The 1,435-nt window shown below is 55.1% G+C and carries 1 protein-coding gene; it reads left to right on the plus strand.

Annotated elements, in window-relative coordinates; translation table 11 throughout:
• Positions 1 to 64: 64 nt before the first annotated feature.
• Entirely contained in the window at positions 65 to 1,267 is a 1,203-nt protein-coding gene (nuoD, locus tag HZB34_14965) for an NADH dehydrogenase (quinone) subunit D (GenBank protein ID MBI5317259.1), read from the plus strand.
• Positions 1,268 to 1,435: the final 168 nt, after the last annotated feature.

The raw sequence follows: 1,435 nt of genomic DNA on the forward strand, positions 1-1,435 counted from the left end.
CCCTCGCCTTGATGAACCGCCGGTCGAGCAGGTTGAAAGCGAAGTCTCCGAAGCTGAGCGGAAGTTGTTCCTGTTAGAACCGAATGCGTCGTCGCCCAATCGGCGGGAAGAACTGTTGTTGAATATGGGCCCGCAACATCCAAGCACACATGGAGTCGTGCGGGTCGTCCTGGAATTGGATGGAGAACGGATCGTCAAGGCAACACCGGATCTCGGCTATCTCCATCGGGGAGTTGAGAAATTAGCCGAGGGTCTGGCCTACATGCAGATCATCCCTCATACCGACCGCCTCGACTATGTCTGCGCGATGGCCAATAACTACGCCTATGTCCGGGCCGTTGAGAAACTCCTCGATATCACCGTGCCTGAACGAGCAGAGTATATCCGCACCCTTGTCGCGGAGATGCAGCGCATTCTGGGACATCTGTTCTGGTTGGGCGCTCAGGCCCTGGATATCGGGGCCATGACGGTCTTCTTCTGGACGTTTCGCGAGAGGGAAACCTTGCTCGACATGTTCGAACGGCTGTGTGGCGCCAGACTGACCTTGAATTACTATCGAATCGGCGGCGTGGACAGCGACTTCACTCCGGAGTTAGTGGACCGCCTGAAAGCCTTTCTGGAAACCTTCCCTGAGAAAGTGAGCGAGTACGATTCACTGCTCGCGAGCAATCGGATTTGGCTGGGACGGACGAAGAATGTCGCCGTGATCTCCGGTGAGGATGCCATCAACTTCGGCATGACCGGCCCTTCCTTGCGGGGATCCGGTGTGTCCTATGATGTGCGTAAACTCGAACCCTACGGGGTCTACCATAAAGTGGACTGGGAAGTGCCGGTCGGGAAAAACGGCGACACCTACGATCGCTATTGGATTCGTGTCGAAGAGATGCGTCAGAGCGCACGGATCATCTCGCAATGTCTCGACCAGATGCCGCCTGGACCGATCATCGCCGATATTCCGCAATACATTCCGCCGCCGAAGCTGCAAGTGATGCGCGATATGGAAAGTTTGATTCACCATTTCATCATCTTCACGCAAGGGTTCAAGCCTCCGAAGGGGGAAACCTATTGCGCGACCGAAGCGCCAAAAGGCGAACTAGGATTTTTCATCATCAGCGACGGCAGTCCCCGTCCCTATCGAATGAAAATCCGCTCACCGTCCTTCATTCACATGGGTGCATTCGACCATATGGCGCGTGGCTACTTGATTTCCGACATCATCACAATTTTCGGGACCTATGATGTGGTCATGGGGGAGTGTGATCGGTGAGACACGAGCGGCTGATATTCGGAGTTTGTCAGCTGGCCCCTTGCGCGCGTATCAGCACCAGGACTGTGGAAGCATGACGTTCTTAGAAAAATACAAAGACGAAATCGCGGACATCCTGTCACGCTATCCGGTTATGCGCTCCGCGTTGATCCCACTCCTCTACGTCGC

This window comes from Nitrospirota bacterium, from assembly GCA_016219645.1.
Taxonomy (GTDB): domain Bacteria; phylum Nitrospirota; class Nitrospiria; order Nitrospirales; family Nitrospiraceae; genus Palsa-1315.